Here is a 26,742-nt window from a genome sequence, read left to right as displayed (position 1 = left end):
CCTGAAAGTCTGGAAGAAAAGCGCAGCCTGAATGTCAAAACTGCGGCACTTTCGCCCAATGGCATTTATGAAGACCCATCACCCGCAAGCGACGGCTTCCAAAAGGGTTGCCGAGCCTATACATCAGGCGCACGGCAATAACAAGGGCACAATCTCAAGAATGGCCGATCATAATAATCCAACGGGTGTGAATCCGGAATCGAATGCAGAAGAGGCGCGCAAGCGCCGTTCCCTCAAGCCTCTCCGGCGAATGGTTCCGTTCGTCGCGCGCTACAAGCGGCTGGTCATTGGCGCTCTTTTTTCGCTGGTTCTGGCTGCGGTCACAACGCTTGCAGTGCCTGTCGCGCTGCGCCGCATGATTGATCACGGCTTCACCGGCGCCAACGCCGTTTTCGTGAACAACTATTTCGGAATGCTGGTGCTGCTGGCGCTGGTTCTGGCGGTTGCATCGGGGCTGCGTTATTTCTTCGTGATCTCGCTGGGCGAGCGGGTCGTGGCTGATCTGCGCAATGCAGTCTTCGCGCATGTGACGGCGCTTTCGCCGGAATTCTTCGACCGTTCGCAGTCCGGTGAAATCGTGTCGCGGCTTTCCGCTGATACGACCCAGATCAAGTCGGTGGTGGGTGCCACCGCTTCGGTGGCGCTGCGCAATGTCATTCTGGGCGTCGGCGCGCTGGCGATGATGGTTGTCACAAGCCCGAAACTGTCCGTGCTGGTGATTGCAGCCATTCCGGTGATCGTCGTGCCGCTGATTGCTTTCGGGCGCTCCGTGCGGCGTCGTTCGCGCCTGACGCAGGACATGCTTGCCAATGCCAATGCCTATGCCAGCGAACAGATTGGCGCGATGCGCACCTTGCAGGCCTTCACCAATGAAAACATGGTGGTCGGGCGTTTTGCCCGTGCGGTGGAAAATGCCTATCTGGCGGCGCGCTCGTCCATCAAGGCGCGTGCGGTACTAACGGCCTTCGCCATCTTCCTGATCTTTTCCAGCGTGGTTGCGGTGCTGTGGTTCGGCTCGCGCGATGTGCTGTCCGGTACCATATCACCCGGCACGCTCGGCCAGTTCGTGCTCTATGCCGTTTTTGCGGCCAGTGCTTTCGGCGCGCTATCGGAGGTCGGTGGTGAACTGGCACAGGCTGCCGGAGCCACAGAGCGTCTTGCCGAAATTCTTGACGAAGATCCGGATATTTCCGCCCCTCGCAATCCGGTCGCCTTGCCGGAGCCGGCGCGTGGCGAAATCGTCTTCGATGATGTTTATTTCTCCTATCCGACGCGTCCCGATGCGCCGTCGCTCAATGGTGTGAGCTTTGCGGTCAAACCCGGCGAAACGGTCGCTATTGTCGGCCCGTCAGGGGCGGGAAAGAGCACGGTGTTTTCGCTGGTGATGCGTTATTATGATCCGCAGTCCGGCAAGGTGCTGATGGATGGCGTTGCCTTGCCGGAAGCCGATCCCGCAGCCGTGCGCGGGCGCGTGGCGATGGTGCCGCAGGACGTGGCGATCTTTGCCACCTCGATCCGGGACAATATCGGCTTCGGCAGACCGGATGCAAGCGATGCGGAAATCGAGGCTGCGGCCAAGGCTGCACTGGCGCATGATTTCATCATGGCGCTCGCCAATGGCTATGATACTGAGGTCGGTGAGCGTGGTGTGACCTTGTCCGGTGGCCAGCGTCAGCGCATTGCCATTGCCCGCGCCATCCTGCGCGCTGCGCCGATCCTGCTGCTGGATGAAGCGACCTCGGCGCTTGATGCGGAAAGCGAAATGCTCGTGCAGAAGGCGCTTGATGGTCTCATGCAGGGGCGCACGACACTAGTGGTCGCACATCGTCTTGCAACGGTGCTGAAAGCCGACCGCATTCTCGTGCTCGATAAGGGCAAGATCGTCGAAGAAGGCACGCATCAGAGCCTTGTGGAACGCGGCGGCATCTATGCGCGTCTGGCCAAGCTGCAATTCGAGACCGGGGCAGGGGTGTATTGATCAATCCAACGAATTAGAGAAAAAGGGCGCTTTTGCGCCCTTTCTTTATCTCTCGGTCAGTTTCAGCTCGATACGACGGTTTCGGGCGCGTGCGTCCGGTGTATCCGAGGCTTCCAGCGGCTGATATTCGCCAAAACCTGCCGCAACGAGGCGGTTGGCCGGAACGCCATTGGCGATCAGGAATTTAACGACTGACGTTGCACGGGCCGAGGAAAGCTCCCAGTTGTCGCGGAAGCGTCCGGTACCGGCGAGCGGTACATTGTCGGTGTGACCATCCACACGCAGCACCCAGTTGATATCGTCCGGGATTTCCTTGTTCAGTTCGATGACGGCGTCGGCGAGCTTTTTCATCTCTACTTCGCCAGCCGGATTGATATCCGACGATCCGGTGGGGAACAGCACTTCCGACTGGAAGACGAAACGGTCGCCGACAATGCGGATATTGTCCTTGTCGGAGAGAATTTCACGCAGCCTTCCGAAGAAGTCGGAGCGATAGCGGTTCAATTCCTGCACGCGCTGGGCCAGCGCCACATTGAGGCGTTTGCCGAGATCGGCAATCTTGGCATTCGATTCGCGGTCGCGGCTTTCCGATGCGTTGAGCGCATCTTCAAGCGCGGCGATCTGCCGACGCAGGGCTGAAATCTGCTGGTTCAGCAGTTCCACCTGGCTGAGCGCACGGGCGCTGACCTGCTTTTCCGCATCGAGACTATCGGACAGTTCACCGGCGCGCTTTTCAGCGGCGGCACCAGCCCCGCTGCCTTCGCTCAGCAGTGTTTGCAGGCGCGAGCGTTCGCTCTCGACATTGGATAGCGAGGCTTGCAGATTGGCGATGGTGTCCTGCATGTCCTGCGAATTGCTCTTCTCCAGCGATAGAAGCTGCGTCAGCTCCTGAATCTGGCTGTTGAGGCGGGCCAGCACGCTGTCCTTATTGTTTACCTCTCGGCTGAGGAGAAACTGCGCCAGCACGAAGACCGTGAGCAGAAACATGATCGCCAGAAGCAGCGTGGTCAGCGCATCGACGAAGCCGGGCCAGTAATCGACATGCCTTTGCTGGCGGCGGTTGCGGGCAAGAGCCATGGGGCTTACTCCGCCTTGTCGCTTGGATGAGAATCGGTCCGGTCAGATTTGCGCTCATGTGGTGGCGTGCCGATGGCCTTGGAAAGCCGGTCGAGCGTCTGGCGAATAGCCTTTTGCTCGTCAGCCTGCTTTTCCACCCAATCACGCATGATCTGCTGTTCGCTGCGCATGCTTTTCACCAGGCCCTGAATGCCCTCGGCCAGATTGGCAAGGGCTGCGGTCGTCCGCTGGGTGGAGGCGTCGCCGCCTTGTGTCTTCAGCCGGTCGGCCAGCGCATGCAGTTCGCCTGCCTGTCCGTTTTCGGCGTTGAGGTCGGAGCCGAGATCGGTAACCGAGGAAAGCCAGTTTTCCAGCTCGGTATAAAAGCGGTTCTGCGCACGACCCGCCTGCAGGTCGAGGAAGCCGAGAATAAGCGAACCCGACAGACCGAACAGCGAGGACGAGAAGGCGGTGCCCATGCCGGACAGCGGCGCCTGCAATCCGGCCTTCAGCGCATCCAGAACATCGCCCGTACTGCCGGAGCTGGGGTCCAGCGTCTGGATGGTGCGTCCGATGGAGCCAACCGTTTCAAGCAAGCCCCAGAATGTTCCGAGCAGGCCGAGGAAAACCAGAAGTCCGATGAGATAGCGCGAGATGTCGCGGCTTTCATCGAGGCGGGTGGCGATGGAATCGAGGATCGAGCGCATAGACGAGGTCGACAGCGCCATGGACTGGCGACGCCCGATCAGCGCGCGCATCGGCGCAAGCAGAACTGGCGGGCGGGTGGTGCCGTCGCGGTCACCATCGCGGAAGGAATTGACCCAGCGGATTTCCGGCAGAAGGCGCAGAACCTGTCCGAAAGCCAGCAAGATACCGACCAGCAAAACGCCGAGAATGAGGCCGTTGAGACCGGGATTGGTGACGAAGAATGTATGGATCTGCCGCATCAGAACCGCTGCCAGAAAGGCAACGATGATCAGGAAAATCACCATGGATAGTATAACAATACGCGGGCTGCTCAGGCGATAGGGGTCATAATCGCGTCCCTCATCCAGACGTGTTCTCGTTTCCCTAAAGTCACTCATGCGCTCCGCTCCATCGTCGGCTGTTTGATGCGGAGCCTACTTCATAATTATGTGAAGCGGAATCGTCTGAGCATGAAAAAATGAGCTGTAAAAAACTTCAGCGCGCCATGGGCGCGCTGAATGCAATTTATCGGTGAGGGAGGGCGATCCGGATCAGATCGGCTTCTTCAGCGTCTTGAGAAGCGCACCCTGAATGGCTTCATTGCCAGCAACGATGTTCTTTTTGTCGAACATGTCCTGTCCGCCGTCCTTGTCGGAGACGAAACCACCGGCTTCGCGCACCATCAGAATGCCGGCGCCGATATCCCATGGGCTGAGGCCATCTTCCCAGAAACCATCCAGACGACCGGCAGCGACATAAGCGAGGTCGAGTGCGGCTGCGCCCATGCGGCGCACACCGGCCGTTTCGGCCATGACATTGCGCAGTTCAACCAGATAATGGCCGTGATGACCGCGGCCCAGATGCGGGATGCCGGTGCCGATCACCGTATCGACCAGCTTGTTGCGGGCTGCAACGCGCAGACGGCGATCGTTGAGGAAAGCACCGCCACCGCGTTCAGCGGTGTAAAGCTCGTCCATGGCCGGATTGTAGATGACGCCAGCCACGATCTGTCCCTGACGCTCAAGAGCGATAGAGACTGCGAAAACCGGGATACCGTGCAGGAAATTCGTTGTGCCGTCGAGCGGATCGATCAGCCAGCGATGCTGTCCGTCCTTGGCTTCCACCTCGCCGGATTCTTCCATCAGGAAGCCGAAATCCGGGCGGGCGCGGCTCAATTCCGTATAGATGATCTGTTCCGCTTTGCGGTCGGCCTGACTGACATAGTCGCCGGGGCCCTTGAGGGATACCTGAAGATTCTGGACTTCGCCGAAGTCGCGGGCAAGGTTACGGCCAGCTTTCATAGCGGCCTGTACCATAACGTTAAGAAGGGCTGAGCGGGCCATTTCTTTATCCTTTTTGGCATGATCCCACGGCCATTGATAAGGCGTGGATATGAGCGTGGACCATGCAGTTAAACAGATCCTTGAAAATCCGAGGCGCATGCGAGCGCACAGACTTTCGAGGAATTGAGCAATCTGAGAAAGAACAGTCGCGGTTCAATCGCGACAAGCTGCGATGCCCGTGTGGGCATCGCAAAAGTTCGGCGCTGGATTAAGCGCGGCTGACGTAGGTCAGTTCGTTGGTGTCGACGATCACGCGTTCACCGGAAGCGATGAATGGCGGAACGAGGATACGGATGCCGTTTTCAAGCACGGCAGGCTTGTAGGACGAGGCAGCAGTCTGGCCCTTGACGACCGGATCGGCTTCGGTGATCGCCAGCGTGACCTGATCCGGAAGACGAATACCGATTGGCTTGTCTTCGTAGAGTTCAACCGTGACCATCATGCCGTCCTGAAGGAAGGCAGCGCGGTCGCCGACGAAATCCTTCTGGAGTTCGAGCTGTTCGTAGGATTCCGTGTCCATGAAAATCAGCGCTTCGCCCTGTTCATAGAGGAACGAGAAGTCCTTCTGCTCGAGGCGCACGCGCTCGACAGTTTCAGCAGCACGGAAACGCTCATTGAGCTTGGTGCCGGTGATGAGGTTCTTCAGTTCAACCTGATTGTAGGCGCCGCCCTTGCCGGGCTTGACGGCGTTGGTCTTGACGGCAACCCAGAGCCCGCCGTCATGTTCGATGACGTTGCCGGGACGGATTTCGTTACCATTGATCTTCATGAGCTTGATCCGGAATGAATTGAAAACAATTGCGGTCCGGCGCATGACGACAGAAAGGCAACCGCCCGCTCTGTTACGGGGATTGCGTCAGCGTCTTATACTCGAACCACGATAATCGGCGTCTCCAAGACCACAAAACGGCGCTTTGTGCAAGCCTGAGCACGAAAAGAGAATCTTTTGGAGACGTAGAATCGTCAGAATTGCTAGCGCACGCGCAGATCGTTAGCCGTCTCGATAGCTTGTTTGATCTGATCATCGGCCAGTCCGTCCATCAGGTCGTTGAGGTCCGGAGAGCGAAAACCGGCGCGCTGCGCAATGATATACCATGCCGCAGCCTTCACCGTATCGCCGTCGGTGCCGATCCCGTCGCGATAAAGGCGGGCGAGCCAGACCTGCGCCATGACCATGCCGCGTCCGGCGGCAAGCTGCATCCAGCGGAAGCCCTGTTCATAATCCTTGTCGCCGCCACGGCCTTCCACCAGCCAGCGTCCGAGATCGAACTGGGCAGTGTCATAACCCTTGCGGGCTGCAAGGATCAGATAGACGCGGGCCTTCTTGTCGTCACGCGCGATCTTTTCGGTGCCGTTGGCGTAGATCTGGCTTATCGCATATTGGGCGTCGGCTAGCTTGGCGTCAGCCGCCTTTTCAAACCACGGGAAGGCGAGATCAAGGCCCGCTTTGCCGGGATGCTTCACCATCAGCATCTGGCCCCAGTTGAACTGCGCCATGGCGTTGCCGCCATCGGCGGCCTTTTGCATCAGGGCTTCGGCCTTGGCCTGATCCTTCTTGACGTAAGTGCCCTGAAGCAGCAGGGCCGCATAACGGAACTGCGCTTCGGTGATGCCGTTATCGGCGGCTTTGCCATACCACTCGGCTGCAAGTTTCTGATCCGCAGGAATGCCCATGCCGCGTGCATACATTTCAGCGATCAGCGCCTGCGATGCCGGATCGCCTTTTTCGGCCTGCGGTTTCGCGAGATTGAATGCGGTCAGATAAAGCCCGCGCTGAAAAGCGCCGAAGGCCTCGTCGGCAGGTCTGTCACCGAACCGGCTGAGATCGATGGGCGGCATCGGTGCGGTTGTCGCGGGCTGCGGCAGCATCACCGGCTGCTTGGCGGGCTTGTCGCTCTTCTTGTCCTTGTGGGTGCCCTTGGCGCTGTCGCTCTGGCTTTTCGCTGGCTCGCCAGCGGCGACCGCCGGCAGGGCAGGCAGCGCGAATGTCAAAGCGGCAGCGAGAAGAAGTTTGCTCTTCATGGGCATCAACAGGACCTTGGGAACCAAATCTGAAGGATTAGTTTTCAAAACGCGGCGCGTGTTCATCAAGAAGCCGGTTGGCTTCCGCAACGGCTTTCGCCGGATCTTCCGCCTCGAATACGGCACGACCGAGCGCCACGAAATCCGCGCCGGTTTCGGCTGCGGGGATGATGCTTTCGAGCGTGTTGCCAGCCTGCGCGATGGACGGAATCTCGACCATCTGCGCCCACCATTCGGCTAGCGCAAGATTACGCGGATGTGCATCCGGCTTGTTGTCCGCGCCAACTTTGCCGAAGAAGATGTAATCAGGCTGCAATTCGCCGATTTCCATCGCGCCATGGCGGTCCCGCAGATTGCCGGTGCCGACAATCATCTTCGGCGTGTGCTTTTCGATGGCGTCGGCGAGTTCAGCCGCCTTGCCTTCGATATGCACGCCATCGGCGCCCACGCGGCCCGCAATGCGCGTATCGTTCAGAATAAGAGCGGCTGCACCCTTTTCCTGAATGATCGGCACTGCCTTGGCGGCGACGGCCTGAAAGGTTGCTTCATCCAGATCGCCGGTGTCGAGAATAACGCTTGCGACATCACCGCCGGAAAGCGCTTCCGTCAAAAGCCTGGCCAAAACCGCGCTATCGGCAATCGGCGGGGCGACCAGCACGATGCGGCAGCGTTCGGGTTCGGTTTTGGGGGCGGACTTGTTCATGGGGCGAAGCCTAACGAGAAAAACATGATGGAATTCGGGCAAGAGTGAAGTTCTGTTTATCCGAAACGGAAGCTGCGCTCTATCTAATTGTTTTGACGCAGATATGCGTCAGGCTAATTGTTTTGGCGCATTTATGCGATCCGACGGACAGACGGCAAGTCCTGTCTTCCTTGCAGGCTGTTCAAGCCTCCGGTTCATCGCCCGGTCTGGCATTATGTTATCCACTGGAACGAAAGTTGATCGGAACCAACCCCGTTCTGCCGGGATTAATGCGTATATAGGTCCCATCAAACGTCGGGCAATAAACGCCCCGATGAAGCATGTGGCTTTCATCCGATCTCCCATTCGGAGAGCTGCAACTGAGAGATTGGAGAGTGTCGCGGTCCCAAGCGCCGGTACTTTCCAGCAGAGACAGACAGGCTGGTAAATGACGATTGCGACCGCTAGAGAAGCGATGCCCGCACCAACCGTGAAGGTGCGCGACACGCGCATTGACGTGTTCCGTGCGCTCGCCCTGTTGACCATTTTCATCAACCACGTGCCGGGCACCATCTACGAGCATTTCACGCACAAGAACCTCGGTTTCTCCGATTCGGCAGAAGCGTTCGTGCTGATTTCCGGTATGGCTGTGGCATTGGCCTATGGCAGCAAGTTCGGCCCGGGCAACCGTCTTCTTCTGACATTGAAGATGTGGCGTCGCGCGGGCGTGCTTTATACCACCCACATCATGACGACCATGGCGACAATCGCCATCTTCTCTTCCGCTGCGATCTTCCTGAAGCGTTCCGAACTGCTCAAGGAAATCAATATCGAGCCGCTGCTCAAGCATCCGGTGGAATCGCTGTTCGGTCTCGTCACGCTCGGCCATCAGCTTGGCTATAACAACATCCTGTCCATGTATGCCGTCATGCTGGTTCTGACGCCGCTCCTGCTTTTGCTGGCGCGCATCAGCCTGCCGCTGATGCTGGGCGTTTCGGGCATGGTCTGGTTCCTGTCCGGTCTTTATCAGGTCGCACCGATCAATTATCCGACGGAAGGCGTCTGGTTCCTGAATCCGCTTTCCTGGCAGTTCCTGTTTGCCATCGGCATCGCAGGTGTCATGCATGTGCGCCGTGGCGGCCAGCTGCCGACGCATCCGGCCCTGATTGGCCTTGCGGTCGGCTATCTGGTGCTGGCACTGGCCTGGGTCCGCATTCCGCTTTGGGGCATTGACGCCTCTATGGGCATGCCGATGGTCATCACTGGCTTCGACAAGACCTTTCTGTCGGGTCCGCGTCTCCTGCACATTCTGGCTATGGCCTATCTCATTGCCGTGGTGCCGACGCTTAACAATATCGCCCGCACCGCACCGGACAATCCGCTGGCGATCCTCGGCAAGCATTCGCTGCCGGTCTTCATCGCGGGCACGCTGCTTGCCATGGTGGCACAGGTCATGAAGCTGGTGAATCCGGGCGGCCTTCCTTATGACACGCTGCTGATTGCAACCGGTATCGTGATGCAGTTCGCACTGGCCTATTATCTGGAATGGCTGCCGACTATCGGCTGGGGCAAACAGGGCGCAGTCAAGCCTGCCGTCCCTGCCGCCGAGCCGGTCAAGGTTCAGGCGACACCGAAACCCCAGCCCGCAATGCAGCGCTATTGATCCCAGCCTGCCACGCAGCGCTATTGATAATGAGCCGCCTTCGGGCGGCTTTTTCGTTCTGCGCGGGGCCGGGCCTGCCGGTATTTTCCACAGGGCGAGGCCGAAATTAACCATTCATTAATCTTAAGAGGGTTTAATCATTTACATCCAGTTCGGCTGGATTCTTACCGAGTGGTTTAGCCACTCTGTTTGACGCCTCCCTGTTAAACTCCTGAGAGCCGCCATCGCGGCTCTTTTTTTTGTGCCTGCAAGGCTCTGGCCGTTTGCTTTTGCGCATTATCCCGCGCAAAACCGCTTCGCACTTTTGCTGGAAATGCGTTTATCACTGCTGTTTTGAACGCATAAGGGGAACCGGAAACCGGTTCGACCCGTTTTGCTTGCAGGGACAGTTAACCACCCCTTGAAAATGTTAACCGAACGTTAAACATAATCTTGCGCGACCGTGCATGAAGGTGCAGTTTATCGTGGACTTGTTTGATGTGACTGTTCCGTCCGAACGTCCCGCGTGGTCGAACGGCGGTTCAGTAATTTTCAGTCGCGTTCATCCTCCAGTGGATGCGATCAACGGAATGGGCCGCCGATGCAGGCGGTCATGCAGGGTGACAGAGCAGTGATTAGCGAACAGAGACAGGTGCCGAGCAATATGATCAGCCTCGCAGAGCGCATGGTCTTCTCGGATTCGTTCAAGCCGATCTACAGCCAGGGCATGGATATGGTCGAGGAAGCGGCGAGCTATCTCGACGGCGAAGGCCGTGAAGAAGCGCGCAATCTGTCACGGATTGCTGCGACGCTTTATGCCGCCGAATCGATGCGTCTCACCACCCGTCTGATGCAGATCGCTTCCTGGCTCCTGCTCCAGCGCGCGGCCCGCAATGGCGAGATGAACCGCCAGCAGGTGTCTGCCGAAAAGGCCAAGGTGCGTCTCGACACGCCATCGGCTGGCGAAGGCGCTCCGGGCTGGAGCGAACTGCCTGCCGCTTTTGCCGAACTGGTGGAGCGTTCGATGCGCTTGCAGGCGCGGGTGCGCCGCATGGACCGCGAAGTCTATGGCGATGTGGTTTCCTTGCAGGCCAACCCGCATGGCAATCCGGTTTCCGAACAGATTGTACTGCTGAAGACGGCTTTCGGCGCTTCTTAAGGGCCGCTGATATTTAGGCTCTGACGGCCTGCAAATGGCGTTCTTTTCCGCTTCCGCTGCTCACATACCTTATGTACGCTGCGCTCCGGTTCTCAAAGCCCACCATTTTCGGCGCGTCATAACCAAAATCTGCGCTGTCCCGTCCGTGCTTTCGGCGCATGTTTCTCTTTTGTTCACTTTTCTGCTGTCAAGTGAATCCGTCTGAGGATAGGGTTCGCTTATGAAAGAAACGATTCGCATTATTGGCATCGATCCGGGCCTGCGCCGCACGGGGTGGGGCATTGTCGAATCGCTGGGCAATTCACTGCACTTCATCGGCTCAGGCACGGTGACGTCGAACGCCGAGATGGATCTTGCTTCACGTCTTTGCCAGTTGCATGAGGGGCTTTCCAAAGTTCTGCATGAATTCATGCCGCACGAGGCGGCGGTCGAGCATACTTTCGTCAACAAGGATGCGACCGCAACGCTCAAGCTCGGCCAGGCGCGCGGCATTGCCTTGCTGGCTCCTGCACAGGCGGGCCTGCCGGTTGCGGAATATGCGCCGAATGCGGTCAAGAAAGCGGTGATCGGTGTCGGTCACGGTGAAAAACAACAGATACACATGATGGTCAAAGTGCTGATGCCGCGCGCGTCGTTCGATACGAGCGATGCCGCCGATGCGTTGGCTATTGCTATTTGCCATGCCCATCATCGTCAGAGCATTGTAAGCGCCCGCCGGATGCAGGCGTTGTTAGCGGGGTAGGACCAGAATGATCGGCAAGCTTAAGGGCGTGATCGATGAAATTGCTGATGATCATGCTGTCATCGACGTGCATGGCGTCGGCTATGTGGCGTTCTGTTCGCCGCGCACGCTGGGCAATCTCGGTGGTGCCGGCGAGGCGGCCATTCTGTTCATCGAAACCTATGTCCGCGAGGACATGATCCGTCTTTACGGTTTTGCCAATCAGCTTGAGCGCGAATGGTTCCGCCTGCTGCAAAATGTGCAGGGCGTCGGCGCCAAGGTGGCTTTGGCGGTGCTTGGCACATTGTCGCCGTCGGAACTGGCCAATGCGATTGCGCTGCGAGACATCGCCATGGTGTCGCGCGCGCCGGGCGTCGGCAAGAAAGTGGCGGAGCGCATCGTCACCGAATTGAAGAACAAGGCCCCGGCTTTCGCCGGTGAGGCGAGCGGTACCATCGGGCTGAAGCAGGAGCTTGGAGCCGGTGCGGCCCCGGCCCCCGTCGCGGATGCCGTGTCGGCGCTTTCCAACCTCGGTTACTCGCGCGATCAGGCGGCAAATGCCGTCGCGGCTGCGCTGAAAGAGGCGGGCGAGGATGCCGATTCGGCAAAGCTCATCCGTCTTGGTTTGAAGGAATTGTCGCGGTGATTAGCTTGTCTCGGCAGAGTGTTCATGCGAGGAGGAAGGCATGAGCGACCGCAACCCTCTCATTGATGCCGACAGACGCGTGGACGAAGACAATACGCTGCGCCCGCAGATGCTCGACGATTTTGTGGGGCAGGCGGCGGCGCGCGCCAATCTCAAGGTCTTCATCGAAGCAGCCAAGGTGCGCGGCGAAGCGCTCGATCACGTGCTGTTCGTCGGACCTCCCGGTCTCGGCAAGACGACGCTGGCGCAGATCATGGCCAAGGAACTGGGCGTCAACTTCCGCTCTACTTCCGGCCCGGTTATTGCCAAGGCGGGCGATCTGGCGGCTCTGCTTACCAATCTCGAAGAGCGCGACGTGCTCTTCATCGATGAAATTCATCGCCTCAGCCCGGCAGTGGAAGAAATTCTCTATCCGGCGATGGAAGATTTCCAGCTCGATCTGATCATCGGCGAAGGCCCGGCGGCGCGTTCGGTGAAGATCGATCTTGCCAAATTCACGCTGGTTGCGGCGACGACGCGTCTTGGTCTCCTGACCACGCCTTTGCGCGATCGCTTCGGCATTCCGGTACGACTCAATTTCTATACGGTTGAGGAACTGGAATATATCGTGCGCCGCGGCGCGCGCATCATGCAGATGGGCATTTCGTCGGATGGCGCGCTGGAAGTTGCGCGCCGGTCGCGGGGCACACCGCGTATCGCCGGACGCCTGTTGCGGCGTGTGCGCGATTTTGCGCTGGTCGCCGGTAGCGACGTTATCGACCGCAAGATTGCCGATGAGGCGCTGTCGCGGCTTGAAGTGGACAATCGCGGGCTGGACCAGCTCGACCGGCGTTACCTCAATATCATCGCGCGCAATTTTGGTGGCGGTCCGGTCGGGATTGAAACCATTGCGGCGGGGCTTTCCGAGCCGCGTGATGCGATTGAAGACATTATCGAACCCTATCTCATCCAGCAGGGCTTTTTGCAGCGCACGCCGCGCGGTCGCGTTCTGACGGCGATTGCATGGCAGCATCTGGGATTGCCTGCGCCAGCGGAAATCATCCAGCAGGCGCAATTCGGCCTCTTCATGGAAGACAATGACTAAGACTATCGGGACTGATCAAAACGAACATGCGGCGCTTAAAGCCGTATCGGGTGCGCTGAAAGACGGGGCGCATCATCTTTATGCGCGCATCTATTATGCCGACACGGATTTTTCCGGCTTTGTCTATCATGGTCGCTATCTGGAATTTTACGAGCGCGGACGCACCGATTTCCTGCGCTTGCAGGATGTGCACCATATCGAGCTTGCCGAAGGTTCGCTCGGCGAAGAAATGGTCTGGGTCGTGCGGCGCATGGAGATCGATTACAAGTCTCCGGCCAGAATGGACGACCTCATCCTGATTGAAACATGTGTCAGCGAAATTCGCGGCGCACGGGTCATCATGGCACAGAAGATCACTTGCGACGGCCGCTTGCTTTCGGAAGCGAAAGTGGAAGCGGTGATGATCACCAAAGAAGGCCATCCGCGCCGGATACCGGATGAGTGGCGCGAGGCTTTCACGAAGGAAAGCTGATTTCCAGCGCGCTCCCAAGAATTGAGGGTGCGCCTGTCGCGTTTATTTTAAAGCGCAGGCTCATTTGATGGCCGATTTTGGCGTGTTGGGCCGATATAGGCGCAAATGCTAACGCATCTTTAACCATAATCTCCGATTAATCATCCTGACGGAATCGGTTGAAGGGTCGGGCTGAAGCGCAGCGCCTTCCTTTCACCAAAATTAACCGTAACAAGCGCCGTAGGGATTTAAAGTTGCAAATCCGGCATGTGTGCTTTGGGGCGGTTGTGATGCGAGTGTCTGCATGTCCTGTCTGGATGTGCGAACAGCGCGCGAAGCAGTTTCGGGAAAAGTGCCGAGCGTTTTTCCTGGCCGAACTGCATCGAACAAGACGTAAAGCTGCGCAGATTTGGGTCACCCGCGTTTAGGGGCGATCCGTGACGATTTGCGATGCCGCCCGGTCCCGTGCCGGGCGTTTGGATTCAAAAACAGGATATTTCCAGCAGAAGTACGAAACGGCTCTGCGGATGGAAATGCCTAAAGACAGAGAAGGTTGGGGTCATCGGTCTGCGCGCCAGACCGACACGAACCTCGAAACGGTGGATCGATGGAAAATGTTGCGTTAGCGGCCCCCGCCGCCGATGTTACCCTCTGGGGCCTGTTCATGCAGGCAAACTGGGTGGTCAAGCTGGTCATGCTGGGCTTGCTTGGCGCTTCGGTCTGGACCTGGGCTATCGTCGTGGACAAGGTGATTGCCTATAGCCGCGCGCGCCGCGCCATCGACCGCTTCGAACAGGCTTTCTGGTCGGGCCAGTCTCTGGAAGAACTCTATCGCAATCTCGGCGAACGCCGCACCACCGGCATGGCGTCAATCTTCATGGCCGCCATGCGCGAATGGAAGAAATCCTTCGAGAAGGGCGCACGTTCTCCCATCGGTCTTCAGATGCGTATCGACAAGGCGATGGATGTTGCGCTGGCGCGTGAAAGCGAAAAGATGGAATCGCGCCTAGGCTTCCTTGCCACCATCGGTTCCGCTGCACCGTTTATCGGCCTGTTCGGTACGGTGGTCGGTATCATGACATCGTTCCAGGCCATTGCGGCCTCCAAGAATACCAGCCTTGCGGTTGTGGCGCCGGGTATCGCGGAAGCCCTTCTGGCCACGGCCATTGGTCTTCTGGCCGCTATTCCGGCCGTTATCGCCTACAACAAGCTCTCGTCCGATGCGGGCAAGATCGGTGGACGGCTCGAGGGCTTTGCGGACGAGTTCTCCGCCATACTGTCGCGCCAAATTGATGAGAAGCTGACGCCGCGCAGTTGAGCGCCTTCCAGCGAATACGGCAAATCGAGCTTTCGGGAATCTTGCAATGGGCATGTCGGTAGGAAATGGAATGCAGTCGGGCGGACGCCGCAGGCGTGGTCGCAAGAAGGCATTGATGAGTGAAATCAACGTTACGCCGTTCGTCGACGTGATGCTGGTGCTGCTCATCATCTTCATGGTCTCTGCGCCGCTGCTGACGGTTGGCGTGCCGATTGATCTGCCGGATACGCAGGCCAAGGCGATGAACGCCGATACGCAGCCGATCACGGTTTCGGTCAGCAATGATGGCAAGATCTATCTGCAGGAAACCGAAATTCCGATCGAAGAAGTCGTGCCGAAGCTTCAGGCCATTTCCAAGACGGGCTATGAGGAGCGCATTTTCGTGCGCGGTGACAAGGCTGCCGATTACGGCACCGTCATGAAGGTCATGGCCCGCATTTCCGCCGCCGGTTTCAAGAATATCGGCCTTGTGACCCTCCAGGAGCAGGATAGCTGACGCCATCATGAAGGCTGGCCTGACATCTTCTGTAGCGCTCCATACCATCGTCATTGCGCTGGGGCTCTTTTCCTTTTCCTCGCCGAAGGCATTCGACGTGCAGGATTCGGAATCGTTCCCGGTCGACATCGTGCCGATTGAATCCATCACGCAAATTCAGCAAGGCGAAAAGACGGCTCCTATGAAGGAGAAGTCTGCGCCGATTCCGACCACCAAGCCGCAAACCGTTCCCAATGCCCAGAATGTCGGTGATCAGGAGGTCGATACCACGACCCCACCGAAGCCTGACACCAAGGCAAAGCCAATTGAGGCGGCGGAAGAGCCAAAGGCCCAGCCGGAACCGGTGAAGAAGCCGGAACCGAAGCCTGAGCCCAAGCCCGAACCGAAGCCGGAAGAAAAGCCGACGCCGGTTCCCGCGACCGAAATGCAGGCCAAGCCTGAGCCGAAGCAGGAAGTGAAGCCTGACCCGGTGGCCGAAGCCATCGAGAAGCAGGCCGAAACGCCGGATGCGAATACGCCGAAGCTGCCGGACAATGTTCCCGCTCCGCAGACCAAGCCGAAGCCGCCGCAGGCGCAGACCGCCAAGACGCCGGACCGCAAACCGACGGAAGAAAAGAAGCCGACGCAGTCCGCATCGCAGACGTCGCAGTCGAAAAATGATGCGATTGCCGATGAAGTGTCGGCGCTGCTCAACAAGCAGAAGGCTTCCGGTGGCGGCGCAAAGCGCTCGACCGATCAGGCATCGCTGGGCGGCAAGAAGAATACTGGTGGCTCCAAGCTGAGCCAGAGTGAAATGGATGCGTTGCGCGGTGCGATTTCCAAGTGCTGGAACGTGCCTGCCGGTGTGGCCGATGCGCCGGGGTTGGTTGTGACAGTGAAGATGAAACTGAACCAGGACGGCTCCATCCAGGGCGTTCCGGAAGTGACATCCGGCGGTGGCGGCGATGGTGTTGGTCGTGCAGCGGCTGAAAGCGCCAAGCGCGCGGTCGCACGCTGCGCCCCGTACAATCTGCCAGTCGACAAATATGATTCATGGTCGGAAGTGATCGTCAACTTCGACCCGAGCGAAATGTTCTGATCGGGGTTTCCCGATCACCAGACCAAATGAAGCCCACTATGGGCAAAGGACAAAAGAGGTCCCAGAAGATATGAAAACCGGCATCATGAAAACAAAGATCCGGACAGTCCTCTCGGCTTTCGCCTGCATGATTGCCGCAAGTCTTGTCTGCACCATGCCTGCACGCGCCGTGGTGGAAATCAACATCAACAAGGGCGTGGTCGAGCCTCTGCCGATCGCCATCACGGATTTCCTGTCCGCAGACCAGCTTGGTCCGAACATCACGTCGGTCATTGCTGCCGATCTTGAGCGGTCTGGCCTGTTTGCGCCGATCGACAAGGGCGCCTTCATTGAAAAGATTTCCAATCCCGATGCCGCTCCGCGCTTCGAGGACTGGAAGGTCATCAATGCACAGGCTCTGGTCACCGGCCGCATCACCAAGCAGCCGGACGGCAGGCTGAAGGCGGAGTTCCGCCTCTGGGACACGTTTGGCGGTCAGCAGATGATCGGCCAGCAGTTCTTCACCTCGCCGGATAACTGGCGTCGCGTTGCCCATATCATCGCTGACGCCATCTATGAGCGCCTGACCGGTGAAAAGGGTTACTTCGATACCCGCGTGGTTTTCGTCGATGAATCCGGCCCGGCCCAGAAGCGCATCAAGCGCCTCGCGATCATGGATCAGGACGGCGCGAATGTCCGTTATCTGTCGGACGGTCGCGATATTGCCCTGACCCCGCGCTTCTCGCCAAACCGCCAGGAAGTGACCTATATGTCGTTTGCCGGCGGCCAGCCGAAGGTTTACCTGCTGCAGCTCGAAACGGGCCAGCGTGAACTGGTCGGCAACTTCCCCGGCATGTCCATCGCGCCGCGCTTCTCGCCGGACGGGCAGAAGGTTGTCATGAGCCTGCTTCAGGACGACGGCAGCGCCAATGTCTATGCGATGGATCTGCGTTCGCGCACCACGACCCGCCTGACCAACAGCCAGGCTATCGACACCAGCGCATCCTATTCGCCGGATGGTTCGCAGATTGTGTTCTCGTCTGACCGCGGCGGTCGCCCGCAGCTCTATATCGCCGGTGCTGATGGTTCCAATCCTCGCCGCCTGTCGATGGGCGACGGCAGCTACTCGACGCCGGTCTGGTCTCCACGTGGCGATCTCATCGCCTTCACCAAGCAGTCGCAGGGCCAGTTCTCGATTGGCGTGATGAAGACCGACGGCTCGGGCGAACGCCTTCTGACATCGGGCTTTCACAATGAAGGTCCGACCTGGGCTCCGAATGGCCGCGTGCTGATGTTCTTCCGCAAGGCGGCAGGCGCAGGTGGTCCGAAGCTGTTCACCATCGACCTGACGGGCCGTAACGAACGCCAGATCCAGACGCCGAATTTCGCATCCGATCCGGCCTGGTCGCCGCTGCTCGAATAGGCTGAGGTTCGGAGAATCAAATAAAGATTAAGGCGCGGGATTTTGGTTCCGCGCCTTTTTCATGCCTGTTGGCAGCGGTTTAGAGCGTGATATGCGATGTTTTTGGCCTGTCTTTACGGTGATTGCCACAATCGACCTCTATAGCCGTGTTTCTGCCGCATTTTGCCATCAAGGCCTAAAAACAGAATGGCAGCCGGAAAACGCCGGTTGCATTTGGTCTCAAGACAATATTAACCATACTTCTTGAGCCTGCATTAACCTCGATATGATTATTGGTTGGTTACGCAGGAACATCAAATCTTAAGGAGCCTCGGCCCATGCGCCGCATCCAGTCGATTGCACGTAGCCCGATCGCTATTGCCCTTTTCATGTCGCTCGCCGTCGCCGGTTGCGCATCCAAGAAGAATCTCCCGAACAATGCCGGTGATCTCGGCCTCGGCGGTGCAGGCGCGGCAACGCCCGGCTCGGCGCAGGACTTCACGGTCAATGTCGGCGACCGCATCTTCTTCGATCTCGACTCGTCGCTGATCCGCGGAGACGCACAGCAGACGCTTTCGAAGCAGGCCCAGTGGCTGCAGCGTTACCCGCAGTATTCGATCACCGTCGAAGGTCATGCTGACGAACGTGGTACCCGTGAATACAACCTCGCTCTCGGCCAGCGTCGCGCTGCCGCCACCCGCGACTTCCTCGCTTCGCGTGGCGTGCCGACCAACCGTATGCGCACCATCTCGTATGGTAACGAACGTCCGGTCGCCGTTTGCGATGCCGACTCGTGCTGGTCGCAGAACCGCCGCGCAGTCACCGTTCTCAACGGCGCAGGCAGCTAATAGCTGGCTATTTGTATTTGCAAACGCACAACAGCGTTGCAGGAAAAGCGGCCTTCGGGCCGCTTTTTTCATTTTCATGTCTGTTGATCAGGCATTTCGACAAACTTTGGCCGAAGTCGCCCCTGTCATAGTGGGAGCGATTAAGGGAAAGCATCTTTGCTTTTCACGGATTTGCTCTAAAAGCGGAACTGGCCGTGCGGTATGGCATGTTCAGCAAGCATTCAGGCGCGGCACTCGATCATCCTGTTCATTGTAAACTCGCAGGGGCAATAGGGAATGAGGACAACAATGAGGAAAGTGACACTGGCGATTGCCATGCTGCCGCTTTTGGCGAGTGCTCCGGTTTTGGCGCAGACTGGCGATCCGGGTGCAAACCAGTATTCGCAGCAGGTGTGCAATCTCGCACGTCAGAACGCGCAGTCTTACAGCAAGATCTTGCAGCTCCGCGACAAGATGGTGAAAATCCATCGCGATAATGAAGCCCGTTTTCAGGCCCTCGAAAAGGGTAAGGGCGGCGGCCAGAATCGCGTCAGCGTCGGTTCGACCGCAATTCTCGACGATGCCATGCGTGGCGGTGGTGCTTCGGCGCAGAACGGCGGCTACCAGAGCCCCGGCATGATCCAGGAGCTGGTGCGCAACCTGACCGGCAAGATCGAGGATGTGGACGCCCAGATCGCATTCACCGACAATCAGCTGCAAAAATCGCAGGAAGACAACGAATTCCGCTTCGAGGAACTCGAAAAGAAGAATGGCGTCGCGTCACCGGCTGCAAACAAGGCTGGCCAGCCTGCTGCTGCCCCGGCTCCGGGGGCTGATCTTTGCGCACAGGGCGCGGGCGATCCTGCCAGCATGGCCGATACGCTCGGCATGCGTGCCGAGGCCATGAACTTCCAGATCCTCGAAATGCAGGATCAGATGCAGAAAATGCAGGAAGAATATGAGCAGCGCTTCCAGTTCCTGGAAACCGGCAAGCGCGCGGACACGGGTGACAGGCCCGGCAATGGCGGTGGTGCGGGCGATGGTAGCGCTCTCGCCAGCGCCGGTTCATCCGGCAATATGGGCCAGAACACCTATGATGGCGGTACCGCCGGAAATCCCGATGCCGGGGTTTCCGCAGATGCTGGTCAGGACGGTTCCATCTCGGACAGGACGCCGGCACAGGAAGCACCGCAAACTGCACAATCGGGCGCAATTGGCGCCGATTCTCTTGCCACTGGTACGACTGGCCCGGGCGCCCCGACGCAGGGCGGACCGCAGCGCGGCGAGCCGCCGCAGACGCTGGGCTCCATCCGGTTTGATTCCAGTGGCAATGTAATCGGCGATTCGCTCAATGCCGCTCCGCGTCCGGTCGAACAGGGTGGCTTGCCCGGCGGTCAAGGTTCCACTGGACAGGGCAATGCGCAGAACGGCACGGCTGTTGCCTCGCTGCCATCGGGCGATAATCCGAACACGCTCTATCAGGCGTCGTATCAGTATCTGATGTCGGGCGACTACAAGGCAGCCGAATCCGGTTTCCGCCAGCATGTGAAGCGGTATCCGGCTGATCCGCAGACTGCGGAAGCCCGCTTCTGGCTGGGAGAATCGCTTTACGGTCAGGCACGTTATCCGGAAGCTGCAACCGTGTTCATCGACACGCAGCGCGACTATCCCGATTCCCGCCGTGCGCCGGAAAACATGTTCAAGCTCGGCATGACGCTTGAGAAGATGGACAATCACGACGTTGCCTGTGCGACTTTCGAGCAGATCCCGCAACGTTATCCCAAAGCGGCTCCCGCCATTCTGAAGCGCGTTGCCGAAGAACGTACACGTGTAAAGTGCTGATTGCGGAGTTATTTCGTGGGGCTTTCCCCGGCTGATATTTTTAAACCTTTTCAACTGGATCAAGCAAAGGCTGTCATTGCGGCCGTTTCCGGCGGCAGCGATTCGCTGGCAATGCTCTTCCTGCTCAAGGATCATTTGGCGACGCTCGATCCTCGTCCTGCACTTCTCGCAGTGACCATCGATCATCGCTTGCGTGCCGAATCAGCCGAGGAGGCTGAAAATGTTGGCGCGCTGTGCCGTGAGCACGGTATTGCGCACCGCATTCTGGCATGGGACGATCCCAAGCCGTCACAGGGGCTGGCCGCAGCGGCGCGTAGCGCACGCTACCGGCTTCTGGTTCAGGCTGCGCATGAAGCGGATGCCAGCGTGATCGTGACCGGCCACACGCAGGATGACCAGATCGAGACTTTCCTGATGCGCAAGGAGCGCAGCCACCACGCTGAGGCGAGGGGGCTTGCCGCCATGGCGCCCCAGTCATGGCTGGAAGGGTCAGTGCAGCTGATCCGCCCGCTGCTTTCGGTTTCCCGGCAGGCCCTGCGGGATGAGCTGACAGCGAAAGATATTCGCTGGGTTGACGATCCGAGCAACACCAATACCGACTATGAACGCCCGCGTGTCCGGCAAGGCGCTGCTGCCGATGCCGATCCGCAGATCGTTCTGGCGCAGGTGGCTCTGGCGAGCGCGGCACGCAAGCGCGATAATGCTGCTCTCGTTGCGGCACTGGCTGATCCTGCAAGTCTGCAGGTTGATGATTGCGACCGGATGGAAATCGATCCGGCCATTTATGCCGCTTTACCGGAAACAGTTCGGCGGCTTTTTTCCGGCCTTGTTGCCTCGCTGGCTGGCGGGCGTCGATTCCTGCCGGGCGATGCCGAGCGTTTGCGCATCGAGCGCATTCTGTCGGGCGAGGCAGAACACGAAAGCCAGAAACACGAAAGCCAAAGACACGAAAGATTGACCATTTTCGGCGCGCTGATCGAGCGCGGCGCGAAGGGGCTGCCGCATCGCTTCCGGCGGGAGCGACGCAATTTGCCGTCCGCGCTATTGCCTGCTGGCGGCAGCTGTATCTGGGATGGGCGCTTTCGCTTTTACAATTCAGGCGAGTGCGATTTTGAAATCGCCGCGCCGGGACGACAGGCATTGATTGACTTTCTGGCCGATTCTCCCGCGTCTCTTCCAGAAAATGCTTCTGAAACAAATGCGCGCTGGCGCGAAGCGCTTCTGGTGCTGCCCGCAATCTATTCGGATGGAAAGATTGTCTCTTTGCCGTTCCTTGCCGGAGAGAATTTCCCGGCGCATATCCGCATGGAGCGGCATTTCGCGCTGTTTGACCATGTTCTGCCGGGATATGATTTCGCTCTGGCCGAGGCGATCGAGAAGCGAATTGGTCGCCAATCTTCACCAAACTCCTAATTTTTATAAACCAGAGTAGGAAGAATCTCCCATGCGGCGTGTTACGCGCCTTGGCAACGCCTTCCTTCGATCCTATGTTAGATCGAAACATCGTTCCGCGGTTGCGGAATGGCCGTGGTATCGATTGGACCCGATATGAATCCGAACTATCGCAACTTCGCCCTCTGGGCGATCATTGCTCTTCTTTTGATCGCGCTGTTCAACCTGTTCCAGAGCCCTGGTCAGCGCACGAATTCCCGTGAAGTTTCCTATTCGCAATTTATTGACGACGTATCCAATGGTCGCGTGAAATCGGTCACGATTACCGGCGAGCGCATCACTGGCACCTTTGCCGACAATGGCTCGACGTTCCAGACCTATTCGCCTGGCGATACAGGCCTGGTTGCGCGGCTTGAAAGCAAGGATGTTGCGATCACTGCCCGTCCTGAAAGCGACGGCTCCAGTTCGCTGATCGGCATTCTCCTGTCGTGGCTGCCGATGATCCTGATCCTTGGCGTGTGGATTTTCTTCATGCGCCAGATGCAGGGTGGTTCGCGTGGTGCGATGGGCTTCGGCAAGTCAAAGGCGAAGCTTTTGACCGAAGCGCATGGCCGCGTCACCTTCCAGGATGTTGCAGGCGTTGACGAAGCCAAGCAGGATCTCGAAGAAATCGTTGAATTCCTGCGTGATCCGCAGAAGTTCCAGCGTCTCGGCGGCAAGATTCCGCGCGGCGTGCTGCTCGTTGGCCCTCCCGGTACCGGTAAGACCCTTCTGGCGCGCTCTGTTGCGGGTGAAGCCAATGTGCCGTTCTTCACCATTTCCGGTTCGGACTTTGTTGAAATGTTTGTCGGTGTCGGTGCAAGCCGTGTCCGCGACATGTTCGAGCAGGCGAAGAAGAATGCGCCTTGCATCATCTTCATCGACGAAATCGACGCTGTCGGTCGTCATCGTGGCGCCGGTCTCGGCGGTGGCAATGACGAACGCGAACAGACCCTCAACCAGCTTCTGGTCGAGATGGATGGTTTCGAAGCCAACGAATCGATCATTCTGATCGCGGCGACCAACCGTCCGGACGTTCTTGATCCGGCACTGCTGCGTCCGGGCCGTTTCGACCGTCAGGTCGTGGTGCCGAACCCGGATATCGTCGGTCGCGAACAGATCCTGAAAGTGCATGTGCGCAATGTGCCGCTCGCACCGAATGTTGATCTCAAGGTTGTCGCACGCGGCACGCCGGGCTTCTCCGGTGCCGATCTGGCCAACCTCGTCAACGAAGCTGCTCTCATGGCAGCGCGCCGTAACAAGCGCCTGGTGACCATGCAGGAATTCGAAGACGCCAAGGACAAGATCATGATGGGTGCGGAACGCCGCTCCGCCATGACGCCGGAAGAAAAGGCCAATACGGCCTATCACGAAGCAGGCCACGCCATTGTTGCGCTCAATGTGCCTGCATCTGATCCGGTCCATAAGGCGACGATCATTCCGCGCGGTCGTGCGCTCGGCATGGTTATGCAGCTCCCGGAAGGCGACCGTTATTCGGCCACCTATACCTGGATGGTGTCGCGTCTTGCCATCATGATGGGCGGTCGTGTGGCTGAAGAGCTGAAATTCGGTAAGGAAAACATCACTTCCGGTGCATCGTCGGACATCCAGCAGGCAACCAAGCTCGCCCGGTCCATGGTCACGCAGTGGGGTTATTCCGACAAGCTCGGTCGTGTGGCTTACGGTGACAATCAGGAAGAAGTCTTCCTTGGTCATTCGGTGTCGCGCACGCAGAATATTTCGGAAGAAACCGCGCAGATCATCGATGCCGAAGTGCGTCGCCTGATCGACGAGGCCTATGCCGAAGCGACCCGCATCCTGACCAAGAAGAAGAAGGACTGGATCGCGCTCGCCGAAGGTCTTCTGGAATATGAAACGCTGAGCGGCGACGAGATCAAGGAACTGATCGCAGGCAACAAGCCGTCACGCGATCAGGGCAATGATACGCCGTCGCGCGGTTCGGGTGTTCCGAAGGCCGGCAGCCCGCGCAAGCGCAAGAGCAGCGGCGAACCGGGCAACGAGCCTGGCATGGAGCCGCAGCCGCAATAAGCCGCTCATTCCAAACAGACGACGAAAGCCGGGTTTCGCCCGGCTTTCTTTTTGCCTATGTCTCGGCATAGCTTCATACCGCCGCAAAGGCTCGGTTAACGATTTCGGCGCATGATCTTTTGAAGGATACAACTTTAGAAGCCGGGATCGCTTTGGACCCTGCCAAAGACGAAATTGCATAGAACAGGCATTTTAGGATATTAACACTCGAAATTCGCTGTCAAAGTTGCGGGCCTGCGCGACTCTTGCGCTCTGGTTGAAATGAGCGGCATATATCGACGGCACCGGGATGGCGACGTGGCTCAACGCAAGGCTAAACATATGACACGGAAATACTTCGGAACTGATGGCATTCGCGGACAGGCGAACAGCTTCCCCATGACGCCGGATATTGCCATGAAAGTTGGCATGGCGGTGGGGCATATTTTCCGTCGTTCGGGTCAGGTTTCGCGGGTGGTGATCGGCAAGGATACGCGCCGTTCAGGCTATATGCTGGAAAACGCGCTGGTTGCCGGTTTTACAGCGGCGGGCATGGACGTGTTCCTGCTCGGACCGATTCCGACGCCCGCTGTGGCCATGCTCTGCCGCTCGCTGCGTGCCGATATCGGCGTGATGATTTCGGCTTCGCACAATCCGTATTACGACAACGGGATTAAGCTGTTCGGCCCTGATGGCTTCAAGCTGTCTGACGAGATCGAAATCCAGATTGAAAAGCTGATTGAGGGCGATCTGTCGTCCCTGCTGGCAAGCCATGGCGCCATCGGCAAGGCCAAGCGCGTTGACGGCGACATTTACCGCTATATCGAGTTTGCCAAGCGCACCATGCCGCGCAATATCGCGCTCAATGGCCTGCGTGTGGTGATCGATTGCGCCAATGGCGCGGGCTATAAGGTTGCTCCCGCGGCGCTCTGGGAGCTTGGCGCTGAAGTCATCACCATCAACAACGAGCCGAACGGCATCAACATCAATGAGGATTGCGGTTCGACGCATCCGATTGGCCTGATGAAGAAGGTTCAGGAGCTGCGCGCCGATGTCGGCATTGCGCTTGATGGCGACGCGGATCGCGTGCTTCTGGTCGATGAAACCGGATCGGTGATCGACGGTGACCAGCTGATGGCAGTGATTGCCGAATCATGGGCCAATACCGACCGCCTGACCGGTGGCGGCATTGTTGCGACCATCATGTCCAATCTCGGACTGGAGCGCTTTCTGACTGATCACAACCTGACGCTTGCCCGCACCAAGGTTGGCGACCGCTATGTCGTCGAGCATATGCGCGAACACGGCTTCAATGTGGGTGGCGAACAGTCTGGCCATATCGTTCTGTCGGATTTCGCGACGACGGGCGACGGCCTGATTTCTGCCTTGCAGATTCTTGCTGTCATGCAGGAAGCCCAAAAGCCGCTCAGCGACATTTGCCGCAAGTTCGAGCCGGTGCCGCAATTGCTCAAGAATGTGCGTACCACTGGCGGCAAACCGTTGGAAAACAAGAATGTAAAGCATGCCATCGATGAAGCGCGTGAGCGCCTTGGCGTGCAAGGTCGCCTCGTGATCCGCCCTTCGGGAACCGAGCCGCTCATCCGCGTAATGGCGGAAGGCGATGATCGCGTTCTGGTTGAAAAGGTGGTTAATGATATCGTTGATGTTATTTCGTCGGTGGGTAACGCCGCGTGATTTGACAATAACCTTAATAGTTAAAATGGCGCGTCTCTGGCGCGCCATTTTTATTTTAGCTATCTCTAAGATTTATTAAAAAGTATCGTTAAAAAACAAGGTTAAGTTGTAATTAACTTTTAAAATCTATTGTCCTTATTGAAAGCGAGGATAACGCTCCGGCGTTATGATATTTCTATGGGGCAGACGATGAACGGTCTTGTGAAAACTTTTTTCGGCGGCTTGGCTGCATCTGTCGCCATGATGGCCACGGGCGCACTGGCAGCGGATCTGATTGAACCGCCAGTGGTTCCAGAAGTGGTTGTAGCGCCGCCTGCTGTTGGCGGCTGGTATCTGCGTGGCGATCTCGGCTATTCGAAGCCGAAATTCAAGGACGCGGATTATGCAACCATCGACAATTGCGAATGCGGTCCTTCGACATTCGGCAGCAACACGCTGTCAGGTGATCTGAAAGGTTCGTTCCTGATCGGCGGCGGTGTCGGCTATCAGCTGACGGATTACTTCCGTACCGATCTGACGGTCGACTATATGACCCGTTCGAAATTCGAGGGCCATACCTACGGTTCGGCCTGTAACGGCGACGCTTCCTGCGCCTCCGACGAACGCAGCCATTTCTCGGCGCTGTCCATCCTGGCCAATGCTTATGTCGATCTCGGCAATTTTGCTGGCTTCACGCCTTATGTCGGCGCCGGTATCGGTGGAACCCGCGTACGCTGGAACGACATTGAGGACGCACGTTACGGCGGTTCTGTGGATGGTGCGGCCAACTGGCGTTTCACCTATGCCCTCATGGCTGGTGCTTCCGTCGATCTGACGCAGAACCTCAAGCTGGATGCAGGTTATCGCTATCGCCATATCAACGGCGGCAAGATGTTCGAGGGCGGTCAGTATCTCGGCGACGGTTACGACAAGGGCATGGACATCCACGACGTCCGCGTCGGCCTGCGTTATATGTTCGGCGGATCGAGCGCGCCTTACGCGCCGCAGCAGGTTTCGACCATTGTGGATGGCCCCGTCTACAAGTAAGACACCTCTGTTATCTGATCGTCAAAGGCCCGGTTCTCCGGGCCTTTTTCTTTCATGAGAAGAAAACCTTCGCCTCTGGCGGAGGATTGGAAGAGTTTTACGCTGTATGAAAGAAACCTCCGGCTTGGATCACGAAGTGATCGAAACCG

The 26,742-nt window shown here is 58.2% G+C and carries 23 protein-coding genes; 17 read left to right on the top strand and 6 right to left on the bottom strand.

What is annotated here, in order from left to right; translation table 11 throughout:
• Positions 1-58: 58 nt before the first annotated feature.
• Positions 59-1,978 carry an ABC transporter transmembrane domain-containing protein gene (locus tag FGI60_RS18220; protein ID WP_138786407.1) on the top strand — a complete coding sequence of 640 codons (1,920 nt, stop codon included), beginning with the start codon at positions 59-61 and terminating at the stop codon, positions 1,976-1,978.
• A gap of 45 nt (positions 1,979-2,023) precedes the next feature.
• On the opposite strand, the gene FGI60_RS18215 is transcribed toward FGI60_RS18220, so the two are convergent.
• The 6 genes from FGI60_RS18215 to FGI60_RS18190 all read right to left on the bottom strand — a co-directional run bounded on the left by FGI60_RS18215 (position 2,024) and on the right by FGI60_RS18190 (position 7,789).
• Entirely contained in the window at positions 2,024-3,055 is a 1,032-nt protein-coding gene (locus tag FGI60_RS18215) for a peptidoglycan -binding protein (RefSeq protein ID WP_138786406.1), read from the bottom strand.
• Positions 3,056-3,060: 5 nt separating this feature from the next.
• Positions 3,061-4,119, bottom strand: a complete 1,059-nt coding sequence (locus tag FGI60_RS18210) for a MotA/TolQ/ExbB proton channel family protein (protein WP_078339488.1) — start codon at positions 4,117-4,119, stop codon at positions 3,061-3,063.
• A gap of 153 nt (positions 4,120-4,272) precedes the next feature.
• A complete protein-coding gene (locus tag FGI60_RS18205; RefSeq protein WP_078339487.1) occupies positions 4,273-5,064 on the bottom strand; it encodes an inositol monophosphatase family protein in 792 nt (263 codons plus the stop codon).
• 208 nt (positions 5,065-5,272) lie between these two features.
• Positions 5,273-5,833 carry an elongation factor P gene (efp, locus tag FGI60_RS18200; RefSeq protein WP_138786405.1) on the bottom strand — a complete coding sequence of 187 codons (561 nt, stop codon included), beginning with the start codon at positions 5,831-5,833 and terminating at the stop codon, positions 5,273-5,275.
• A gap of 203 nt (positions 5,834-6,036) precedes the next feature.
• On the bottom strand, positions 6,037-7,086 hold the full coding sequence (locus tag FGI60_RS18195) for a tetratricopeptide repeat protein (protein ID WP_138786404.1): 1,050 nt from the start codon (positions 7,084-7,086) through the stop codon (positions 6,037-6,039).
• 37 nt (positions 7,087-7,123) lie between these two features.
• The gene (locus FGI60_RS18190) at positions 7,124-7,789 is read right to left on the bottom strand and encodes a thiamine phosphate synthase (protein WP_138786403.1); all 666 of its coding nucleotides are present in this window, start codon (positions 7,787-7,789) and stop codon (positions 7,124-7,126) included.
• 454 nt (positions 7,790-8,243) lie between these two features.
• Between FGI60_RS18190 and FGI60_RS18185 the strand changes: the two genes are divergently transcribed.
• From FGI60_RS18185 to FGI60_RS18105, 16 genes are all read left to right on the top strand, one after another.
• On the top strand, positions 8,244-9,431 hold the full coding sequence (locus FGI60_RS18185; RefSeq protein WP_171058806.1) for an OpgC family protein: 1,188 nt from the start codon (positions 8,244-8,246) through the stop codon (positions 9,429-9,431).
• 631 nt (positions 9,432-10,062) lie between these two features.
• Entirely contained in the window at positions 10,063-10,569 is a 507-nt protein-coding gene (rcdA, locus tag FGI60_RS18180; protein WP_078339585.1) for a protease adaptor protein RcdA, read from the top strand.
• Between the two features lie 220 nt (positions 10,570-10,789).
• Complete coding sequence (ruvC, locus tag FGI60_RS18175) at positions 10,790-11,311, top strand: crossover junction endodeoxyribonuclease RuvC (protein WP_002964793.1); 522 nt, start codon at positions 10,790-10,792, stop codon at positions 11,309-11,311.
• A 7-nt stretch (positions 11,312-11,318) separates the two neighbouring features.
• Positions 11,319-11,936 (top strand): Holliday junction branch migration protein RuvA, encoded by a 618-nt coding sequence (gene ruvA, locus FGI60_RS18170; RefSeq protein WP_078339483.1) that lies wholly within the window; start codon positions 11,319-11,321, stop codon positions 11,934-11,936.
• 40 nt (positions 11,937-11,976) lie between these two features.
• Positions 11,977-13,020: a Holliday junction branch migration DNA helicase RuvB gene (ruvB, locus tag FGI60_RS18165; protein ID WP_138786401.1), complete on the top strand. Its 1,044-nt coding sequence runs from the start codon at positions 11,977-11,979 to the stop codon at positions 13,018-13,020.
• Entirely contained in the window at positions 13,013-13,492 is a 480-nt protein-coding gene (locus tag FGI60_RS18160) for a YbgC/FadM family acyl-CoA thioesterase (protein WP_138786400.1), read from the top strand. The genes ruvB and FGI60_RS18160 overlap by 8 nt, the downstream gene beginning before the upstream one ends.
• A gap of 586 nt (positions 13,493-14,078) precedes the next feature.
• The gene (gene tolQ, locus FGI60_RS18155) at positions 14,079-14,789 is read left to right on the top strand and encodes a protein TolQ (protein ID WP_078339480.1); all 711 of its coding nucleotides are present in this window, start codon (positions 14,079-14,081) and stop codon (positions 14,787-14,789) included.
• A gap of 46 nt (positions 14,790-14,835) precedes the next feature.
• On the top strand, positions 14,836-15,285 hold the full coding sequence (gene tolR / locus FGI60_RS18150) for a protein TolR (protein ID WP_138786399.1): 450 nt from the start codon (positions 14,836-14,838) through the stop codon (positions 15,283-15,285).
• Positions 15,286-15,292: 7 nt separating this feature from the next.
• Positions 15,293-16,363, top strand: coding sequence for a cell envelope integrity protein TolA (locus tag FGI60_RS18145; RefSeq protein WP_078339478.1), 1,071 nt, complete (start codon positions 15,293-15,295; stop codon positions 16,361-16,363).
• A 70-nt stretch (positions 16,364-16,433) separates the two neighbouring features.
• Positions 16,434-17,765 carry a Tol-Pal system beta propeller repeat protein TolB gene (tolB, locus tag FGI60_RS18140; RefSeq protein ID WP_138786398.1) on the top strand — a complete coding sequence of 444 codons (1,332 nt, stop codon included), beginning with the start codon at positions 16,434-16,436 and terminating at the stop codon, positions 17,763-17,765.
• Positions 17,766-18,082: 317 nt separating this feature from the next.
• Entirely contained in the window at positions 18,083-18,592 is a 510-nt protein-coding gene (gene pal / locus FGI60_RS18130; protein WP_078339475.1) for a peptidoglycan-associated lipoprotein Pal, read from the top strand.
• A gap of 276 nt (positions 18,593-18,868) precedes the next feature.
• Positions 18,869-20,413 (top strand): tol-pal system protein YbgF, encoded by a 1,545-nt coding sequence (gene ybgF / locus FGI60_RS18125; protein WP_138786396.1) that lies wholly within the window; start codon positions 18,869-18,871, stop codon positions 20,411-20,413.
• Between the two features lie 15 nt (positions 20,414-20,428).
• Entirely contained in the window at positions 20,429-21,826 is a 1,398-nt protein-coding gene (gene tilS, locus FGI60_RS18120; protein WP_138786395.1) for a tRNA lysidine(34) synthetase TilS, read from the top strand.
• A 135-nt stretch (positions 21,827-21,961) separates the two neighbouring features.
• Complete coding sequence (gene ftsH, locus FGI60_RS18115; RefSeq protein WP_078339584.1) at positions 21,962-23,893, top strand: ATP-dependent zinc metalloprotease FtsH; 1,932 nt, start codon at positions 21,962-21,964, stop codon at positions 23,891-23,893.
• 321 nt (positions 23,894-24,214) lie between these two features.
• Positions 24,215-25,567, top strand: coding sequence for a phosphoglucosamine mutase (gene glmM, locus FGI60_RS18110; RefSeq protein ID WP_138786394.1), 1,353 nt, complete (start codon positions 24,215-24,217; stop codon positions 25,565-25,567).
• Positions 25,568-25,756: 189 nt separating this feature from the next.
• Positions 25,757-26,593, top strand: coding sequence for an outer membrane protein (locus tag FGI60_RS18105; RefSeq protein WP_078339583.1), 837 nt, complete (start codon positions 25,757-25,759; stop codon positions 26,591-26,593).
• The last annotated feature ends 149 nt before the right edge of the window (positions 26,594-26,742 follow it).

The organism is Brucella haematophila (assembly GCF_005938105.1).
Taxonomy (GTDB): Bacteria; Pseudomonadota; Alphaproteobacteria; order Rhizobiales; family Rhizobiaceae; genus Brucella; species Brucella haematophila.
This window is presented reverse-complemented; position numbering and strand designations above follow the sequence as displayed.

Bases quoted from the DNA above. Each gene is read 5' to 3' on its own strand.
- FGI60_RS18220 (WP_138786407.1), top strand. From the start codon at position 59: ATGGCATTTATGAAGACCCATCACCCGCAAGCGACGGCTTCCAAAAGG.
- FGI60_RS18215 (WP_138786406.1), bottom strand. From the start codon at position 3,055: ATGGCTCTTGCCCGCAACCGCCGCCAGCAAAGGCATGTCGATTACTGG.
- FGI60_RS18210 (WP_078339488.1), bottom strand. From the start codon at position 4,119: ATGAGTGACTTTAGGGAAACGAGAACACGTCTGGATGAGGGACGCGAT.
- FGI60_RS18205 (WP_078339487.1), bottom strand. From the start codon at position 5,064: ATGGCCCGCTCAGCCCTTCTTAACGTTATGGTACAGGCCGCTATGAAA.
- efp (WP_138786405.1), bottom strand. From the start codon at position 5,833: ATGAAGATCAATGGTAACGAAATCCGTCCCGGCAACGTCATCGAACAT.
- FGI60_RS18195 (WP_138786404.1), bottom strand. From the start codon at position 7,086: ATGAAGAGCAAACTTCTTCTCGCTGCCGCTTTGACATTCGCGCTGCCT.
- FGI60_RS18190 (WP_138786403.1), bottom strand. From the start codon at position 7,789: ATGAACAAGTCCGCCCCCAAAACCGAACCCGAACGCTGCCGCATCGTG.
- FGI60_RS18185 (WP_171058806.1), top strand. From the start codon at position 8,244: ATGCCCGCACCAACCGTGAAGGTGCGCGACACGCGCATTGACGTGTTC.
- ruvC (WP_002964793.1), top strand. From the start codon at position 10,790: ATGAAAGAAACGATTCGCATTATTGGCATCGATCCGGGCCTGCGCCGC.
- ruvA (WP_078339483.1), top strand. From the start codon at position 11,319: ATGATCGGCAAGCTTAAGGGCGTGATCGATGAAATTGCTGATGATCAT.
- ruvB (WP_138786401.1), top strand. From the start codon at position 11,977: ATGAGCGACCGCAACCCTCTCATTGATGCCGACAGACGCGTGGACGAA.
- FGI60_RS18160 (WP_138786400.1), top strand. From the start codon at position 13,013: ATGACTAAGACTATCGGGACTGATCAAAACGAACATGCGGCGCTTAAA.
- tolQ (WP_078339480.1), top strand. From the start codon at position 14,079: ATGGAAAATGTTGCGTTAGCGGCCCCCGCCGCCGATGTTACCCTCTGG.
- tolR (WP_138786399.1), top strand. From the start codon at position 14,836: ATGGGCATGTCGGTAGGAAATGGAATGCAGTCGGGCGGACGCCGCAGG.
- FGI60_RS18145 (WP_078339478.1), top strand. From the start codon at position 15,293: ATGAAGGCTGGCCTGACATCTTCTGTAGCGCTCCATACCATCGTCATT.
- tolB (WP_138786398.1), top strand. From the start codon at position 16,434: ATGAAAACCGGCATCATGAAAACAAAGATCCGGACAGTCCTCTCGGCT.
- pal (WP_078339475.1), top strand. From the start codon at position 18,083: ATGCGCCGCATCCAGTCGATTGCACGTAGCCCGATCGCTATTGCCCTT.
- ybgF (WP_138786396.1), top strand. From the start codon at position 18,869: ATGAGGACAACAATGAGGAAAGTGACACTGGCGATTGCCATGCTGCCG.
- ftsH (WP_078339584.1), top strand. From the start codon at position 21,962: ATGAATCCGAACTATCGCAACTTCGCCCTCTGGGCGATCATTGCTCTT.
- glmM (WP_138786394.1), top strand. From the start codon at position 24,215: ATGACACGGAAATACTTCGGAACTGATGGCATTCGCGGACAGGCGAAC.
- FGI60_RS18105 (WP_078339583.1), top strand. From the start codon at position 25,757: ATGAACGGTCTTGTGAAAACTTTTTTCGGCGGCTTGGCTGCATCTGTC.